The organism is Arboricoccus pini (genome assembly GCF_900187945.1).
Taxonomy (GTDB): Bacteria; Pseudomonadota; Alphaproteobacteria; order Geminicoccales; family Geminicoccaceae; genus Arboricoccus; species Arboricoccus pini.
Window position 1 is genome coordinate 135,815 of record NZ_FYEH01000011.1, and the last position, 6,444, is coordinate 142,258.

Consider the following 6,444-nt stretch of genomic DNA (forward strand, 5'->3'; position numbering starts at 1 on the left):
CCCTCAGGCCACCGGCAGGCGGGCCGCCAGCTCATCGACCAGGACCCGCTTGTTCTCGGTATAGTCCACCGGCACCGCCACCACATGCACCCCGCCGGCGGCGAAGGCCTGTCGCAGCGTCGGGATGAGCTCGTCAATAGCCTCGACCTTATGGCCGCTGCATCCGTAAGCCTCGGCGTAGCGGACAAAGTCGGGATTGCCGAACCGCATGCCGTAATCGGCGAACCCGTCCACCGCCTGCTTCCAGCGGATCATTCCGTAGGCGCCATCGACGATCAGCATGACGACGAGATTGAGCTTCTGGCGAACGGCGGTTTCCAGCTCCTGGCTGTTCATCATGAAGCCGCCATCGCCGCAGATCGCCATCACCGGCCGCTTTGGATAGAGCATGGCCGCCATCATGGCCGAGGGCAGGCCCGCACCCATTGTCGCCAAGGCATTGTCGAGCAGCAGCGTGTTGGCGACCTCGGTCCGGTAGTTGCGCGCGAACCAGATCTTGTACATGCCGTTGTCGAGCGCCACGATCCCCTCGGCCGGCATCACCGCGCGGACGTCGTGGACGATGCGCTGCGGCGTGAAGCGCGCCTCGGTCGCCCGGTCGGCGACCCGTCTGAGAATACCCTCGCGCAACGTCAAAAGGGCCTCGGCGTTGGGTAGCTGGCCTTCCAGGCGGTCGGCCAGAAGACCCAGCGAGGGACCGATATCGCCGATGATCTCGAGCTGCGGGTAATAGACCTGCTCGACACTGGCAGGCTCAAAGCCCACATGGATCACGGTCGGACCACCCTGGTGCATGATGAAAGGCGGCTTTTCACAGACATCGTGGCCGATCGTCAGGATGAGGTCGGCCCTCTCGATCGCCTCATGCACGTAATCCCGCTCGGACAGGGCGGCCGTGCCCAGATAGAGCCCGGCACCTCCGGCAGCCGTGCCCTTGCCCATCTGCGTCGTCACGTAGGGGATGCGCAGCCGACGGACGAAGCGCGAAAGCTCGTCGGTCAGACGCGGCCGCGAAGCCGCCGCCCCCAGCATGACGAGCGGCCGCTTCGCCTGCCGGATTATGCTTGCCGCCTGCTCCAGCGCGGCCTCGCTGGCAATCGGCAGGACCGGCCGATGGGGCGGCACCAGCGCTACGTTGCCGGCCTCGGCAGCAGCGATGTCCTCGGGCAGCTCCAAGTGCACCGGTCCCGGCCGCTCGTCCTGCGCCGTCCTGAACGCATCGCGCACCATGGTCGGGATGGTGGCGGGCGAGACGATCTGGTGCGCCATCTTGGTGAGCGGTCGCATCGAGGCCACGACGTCGACGATCTGGAATCGCGCCTGGCGGCTGGCGATGATGCCCTTCTGCCCGGTGATCATCACCATCGGCATGGCGCCCAGATGCGCATAGGCGGCCCCGGTCGTCAGGTTCAACGCACCCGGGCCCAGCGTCGTCAGACAGACGCCGGGCCTGCCGGTCAGGCGCCCATAGGTGGCCGCCATGAAGGCCGCCGCCTGCTCGTGCCTCGTGACGACCAGTTCGATCGAGGAATGCCGCAATGCCTCGACGACATCGAGATTCTCCTCGCCCGGAATACCGAAGATTCGCTCGACGCCTTCGTTCTCGAGCGCTGCCACCAGCAGCTCAGCTCCCGTGGGCATGATTCCGGCTCTCCTTTGCGTGACGCCTCGACGCTTGAACTAGGCCTTTTCCTCGGCGCGACCACCGCCTCTGCCCGCGGCGCGCAGTTCGGCCGGCCACCTCGCGCAGGTTAGCGGGCGCGGTGGCCTGGCCGACCGGAACCAGGAGGCACGTGATTTGCAGGACCCCGGCAAATAGAAAGGATTGGAGCGTCCTTGCGCGTTATCGTTCTCGGCGCCGGTGTCATCGGCGTCACCTCCGCTTACCGCCTCTTGCAGGAGGGGCACGACGTGACGGTGATCGAGCGCCAGCCCGCCGCCGGCCTCGAGACCAGCTGGGGCAATGGGGCGATGATCCATGTGAGCTCCGTGCAGCCCTGGGCAGCCCCTGGGGTTCCCACCAACGTGCTGAGATGGCTGGGCCAGGAGCGGGCCCCCATGCTGCTGCGCCTCGGCGCCTTGCCCCATATGTGGCGTTGGGGCCTGGGCTTTTTGCGAAACTGCACGCCTAAGGCCTATGAGGAGAATTGCCGCTTCAACCTTGCATTGGCGATGGAGAGTGCCACCGCCATGGCCGAGATCCGTGCCAATACCGGCATTGAGTACGACTACGCGGCGGATTCTGTCATCAAAATCTATCCGGATACAGCCACGCTTGAGGCTGCCTACGCCGCGCATCGATCCCTGGCCTCGCAAGGTCTCATCGTCGAACGCTGGAGCAAGGAGCAATGTCTGGCGCATGAGCCGGCCCTCGTGCCCGTCCAGGAAAAGATCGCGGGCGGCCTGTTCTTTCCGCAGGACGAGATCGGCGACTGCAACAAGTTCAGCCAGAGGCTGGCCACATGGTGTGCAGCGAACGGCGCCACCTTCCGCTATGGCGAGCATGCGATACGCCTGACCACCGACCGTCAAAGGATCACCGGCGTCGTCACCGACCATGGTCGTATCGAGGCTGATGCCGTCGTCCTGGCTCTCGGCTGCTACTCGCCCTTCATGGTGGCCGACCTTGGCATCAACCTGACGATCTATCCGGTCAAGGGCATCTCGCTCACCACGTCCCGGGCCCACTGGCCGGAAGCGCCGCGCATGGCGATCCTCGACGACGTCCGCCATGTCGGACTGGTGCCGGTCGGCGACCGGCTGCGCGCGGTGGGCTCGGCCGAGATCACCAGGTACGACACGACCCCCTCGCCAGCGCGCATCGCCATGCTGACCGACTGGGTCTGCGAGACATTTCCCGAATTTCGCCGCTGCGCCGAGGCCAAGGACGCCATCCCCTGGGCCGGGCTGCGGCCGGTGATGCCCAACGGCCGGCCCATGATCGGCGCCACCGAGATCGGCGGGCTCTGGCTGAACACCGGCCACGGTCACACCGGCTGGACCATGGCGGCTGGCTCGGCGGAGCGCCTGATCCAGGCGATGCGCGCCCACCAGACGAGATACCCCGCTCTTCGCGCGGCCGCGTGAGGAGCGGAGCAACATGACGGGAGATCGAGGATGAGCGAGACGAACGCGAAGACGGGGAGCGCCGTCGGGCGGCGCGGTATGCTGGGGGCCGGGGCCCTGGGCTCGCTGGCCGCCGGTGCCGCCGGGCTGCTGCTGCCGGCCAGCGCCAAGGCGCAGACGATGGATACCGGCAAGAGCAAGCTGCATGAGGTCCTGGATCGCGGCCACCTCATCGTCGGCACCGGCAGCACCAACCCGCCCTGGCATTTCGAGGACGAGAGCGGCAAGCTCGTCGGCATGGACATCGACATGGCGCGGCTGATCGCCAAGGGCCTCTTCGACGATGCCGAGAAAGTCGAGTTCGTGCTGCAAGGCTCCGATGCCCGTATCCCCAGCCTCGTCACCGACAAAGTCGACGTCGTCGTCCAGTGGATGACGGTGACGCCCGGCCGCGCCCAGCAGGTGGAGTTCACCCTCCCCTATTACCGCGAGGGCATCAGCCTCATGGTCATGGCCGATGGTGCCAAGTACAAGACCTTCGACGAGTTGAAGGCGGCCGGCTCCGCCGTCAGCGTCGGCGGCATGCAGAACGTCTTCATCGAGGACTGGATCCACATGGCGCTGCCGGAGGCCAAGGTGGAGCAGTTCGAGAGCCCCGATGCCTCGCTCCAAGCACTCAACGCCCGGCGCATCGACGCGTACGAGGGCGACCAGTCCAACATACGCTGGCTGATGCAGACGACCCCCGGTCGCTACATCGACACCGGCCATGGCTGGATGCCCAATTCCTACGCCTCCGCCGTCAAGCCCGGCGACCCCGTCTGGCTGAACTTCATCAACACCGTCTACAAGGAAGCGCTCATGGGCGTGGACTTCCCCACCTTGCAGGCCTCCTACAAGAAATGGTTCGGCATCGACGTGGCGATGCCGAAGATCGGCTATCCGCAGGAATTTGCCTGAACGACAAGGCGGGCCGCCCGTAGCATGTTGAACTATAACTTCAACTGGTCCGTCATCTGGCGGAACTGGGACAAGTTCGTCGACGCCCTCCTTTTGGGCCTGGGCATGGCCGTGGTGTCGCTGCTGATCGGCACACTCATCGGCCTCCTTGTCGCCTATGCCCGCGGGGCGGGACCCCGCTGGCTGCGCTGGCCCGCCTTCGTCTATGTCGAGTTCATCAGGAACGTTCCTCTCCTCCTTCTCGTCTTCTTCGTCTATTTCGGCCTGCCGGAACTGGGCATTTACGGGCTGGACAAGGTCCAGTCCTTCGTCCTCACCCTCTCCCTCTATGCCGGTGCCTACATGGCCGAGGTCTTCAGGGCCGGGCTAGCCTCCATCCCGCGCGGCTACGCCGAAGCCGCCCGCGCGATCGGCCTTCGCCCCCTCCAGCGGCAGCGCTACGTCATCCTGCCGGTCATGTTCAGGATCACGCTGCCCTCCATCACCAACAATCTGGTCTCGCTCTTCAAGGACACCTCCTTGGCCGCCGCCATCGCCGTCCCCGAACTCACCTTCACCGCCCGCCAGGTCAACGCCAACACGTTTCGCGTCATGGAATCCTGGCTGACGGCCACAGCCCTCTACCTCTTCACCGCCTATGCCATCGCCATCGTCCTGCGCCTCGTCGAGAAACGCTACGCGGTGATCCGATGATCTTCGAGCGCGGCCACTTCATCTACGAATTCTGGGTTGCCCGCTTCTCATTGCTTGCGGGTTTGTGGACCACCGTCTCGACCTCGTTTCTCACCATCGTCATCGGCTCGGCCCTGGGCCTCGTCCTCGGCCTCGTGCTGGCCTACGGCATCTGGCCGCTGCGGTTCCTGGCCAGGTTCTATGTCGACGTCATTCGCGGCATTCCCCTCCTCGTCCTCATCCTCTTTGCCTATTACGGCCTGGCTCTCTTCAAGATCAGCGTGACCCCCTATTGGGCGGGCGTCATCGCTCTCTCCGCCTTTTGCGTCAGCCACGTGGCCGAGACGGTGCGCGGCGCCATCCAGTCCGTTCCGGCCGGCCAGGACGAGGCCGCCAAGGCGATTGGCCTGCCCTTCTTGAAGCGCGTGCGCTACGTCATCCTGCCCCAGGCCCTCCGCCGCGTGCTGCCGCCCTGGGTCAACACCGCCCTCGAGATGGTCAAGGGAACGACGCTGCTCTCGGTCATCGGCGTCGTCGAACTCCTGCTTGCCAGCCAGCAGGCCATCGCCCGAAATTACCTGATTCTCCAATTCTACCTGGCCGCCACCCTCTTCTATTTCATCGTCAACTTCGCCATCGCCCAGCTGGCAGCGGCACTCGAGCGCCGCTTTCGCCGCTTCAAATACTAGCCCCTCCCGGATCAGTTCATGGCCCTTCTCGAAGCCCGCAACGTGCAAAAGCATTTCGGTTCGGTCGAGGTACTCAAATCCATCGACCTTGATGTCGAGCAGGGCCAGGTCGTCGCCCTCATCGGTGCCTCCGGCTCGGGTAAGACCACCTTCCTGCGCTGCATCAATCTGCTCGAGCAATATGATGCAGGCAGCATCGCCCTGGACGGCGAGGTAGTGGGCTTCACGAGCGACGGCCGCCGCCGACCCCTTTCCGAGCGCCGTGTCTCGGCCCAGCGCGCCCGCATCGGCATGGTCTTCCAGCAATTCAACCTCTTCCCGCACATGACGGCCGAACAGAACGTCATGCTGGGCCTCACCAAGGTCCAGGGCAAAGCCAAGGACGAGGCCGCCACCATCGCCCGCCACTGGCTGGACCGCGTCGGCCTGAGCGAGCGGCGCGACCATTATCCCTACCAGCTCTCCGGCGGCCAGCAGCAGCGCGTCGCCATCGCACGCGCGGTTGCCATGTCGCCACGCCTGATGCTCTTCGACGAAGCAACCTCCGCCCTCGACCCCGAACTCGTGGCCGAGGTCCTGGCCGTGATCCAGGATCTCGCCAAGAGCGGCATGACCATGCTGCTGGTCAGCCACGAAATGCTCTTCGTGCGCGACGTCGCCTCCAAGGTCGTCTTCATGGATGGCGGCCGCATCGCCCAGGCCGGCCCGCCCGAGGAAGTCTTCCACCATCCCGAGAACGAACGGCTCAAGACATTTCTCGGGCGGTTCCACGGCATGTTCGGGCAGCCGGTTTAGGCAAAGGCCTCCGGCGGCCAGGATACCGGCGCTCGGCATCGCTCGTATAAGGACGCGCATCGACGGCGCCCCAGGTCCAGGAGGTGGCGCCTCCTGGCGGGTCCGGGCAGAGGCCCGGGTTTGTCCTGCGGCTATCGCGCTTCGCGCTGCTTGAGTGGTTTTCTGGACTATCGCGCTTCGCGCTGCTTGAGCCTAGCCGCTGGGCCCCGGAACGGGGATGATGTTGCCCTTCCTGATCTCGCGGCGGTAGCGCTCCAGGCGC

6 protein-coding genes are annotated in these 6,444 nt (G+C 65.5%); 5 read left to right on the forward strand and 1 reads right to left on the reverse strand.

Features of this window, described 5'->3' with window-relative positions:
- Window positions 1–3: 3 nt before the first annotated feature.
- Window positions 4–1,641 carry an acetolactate synthase large subunit gene (locus CFB17_RS14735; protein WP_088562323.1) on the reverse strand — a complete coding sequence of 546 codons (1,638 nt, stop codon included), beginning with the start codon at window positions 1,639–1,641 and terminating at the stop codon, window positions 4–6.
- A gap of 195 nt (window positions 1,642–1,836) precedes the next feature.
- Here CFB17_RS14735 and CFB17_RS14740 point away from each other — a divergent pair, with 195 nt between their 5' ends.
- The 5 genes from CFB17_RS14740 to CFB17_RS14760 all read left to right on the forward strand — a co-directional run bounded on the left by CFB17_RS14740 (window position 1,837) and on the right by CFB17_RS14760 (window position 6,182).
- Window positions 1,837–3,087 carry a D-amino acid dehydrogenase gene (locus CFB17_RS14740; protein ID WP_088562324.1) on the forward strand — a complete coding sequence of 417 codons (1,251 nt, stop codon included), beginning with the start codon at window positions 1,837–1,839 and terminating at the stop codon, window positions 3,085–3,087.
- Between the two features lie 78 nt (window positions 3,088–3,165).
- On the forward strand, window positions 3,166–4,026 hold the full coding sequence (locus CFB17_RS14745) for a transporter substrate-binding domain-containing protein (RefSeq protein WP_407642430.1): 861 nt from the start codon (window positions 3,166–3,168) through the stop codon (window positions 4,024–4,026).
- Between the two features lie 27 nt (window positions 4,027–4,053).
- Window positions 4,054–4,719 carry an amino acid ABC transporter permease gene (locus CFB17_RS14750; protein ID WP_088562344.1) on the forward strand — a complete coding sequence of 222 codons (666 nt, stop codon included), beginning with the start codon at window positions 4,054–4,056 and terminating at the stop codon, window positions 4,717–4,719.
- The gene (locus tag CFB17_RS14755; protein WP_088562326.1) at window positions 4,716–5,387 is read left to right on the forward strand and encodes an amino acid ABC transporter permease; all 672 of its coding nucleotides are present in this window, start codon (window positions 4,716–4,718) and stop codon (window positions 5,385–5,387) included. The genes CFB17_RS14750 and CFB17_RS14755 overlap by 4 nt, the downstream gene beginning before the upstream one ends.
- Before the next feature lie 18 nt (window positions 5,388–5,405).
- On the forward strand, window positions 5,406–6,182 hold the full coding sequence (locus tag CFB17_RS14760; protein ID WP_088562327.1) for an amino acid ABC transporter ATP-binding protein: 777 nt from the start codon (window positions 5,406–5,408) through the stop codon (window positions 6,180–6,182).
- The last annotated feature ends 262 nt before the right edge of the window (window positions 6,183–6,444 follow it).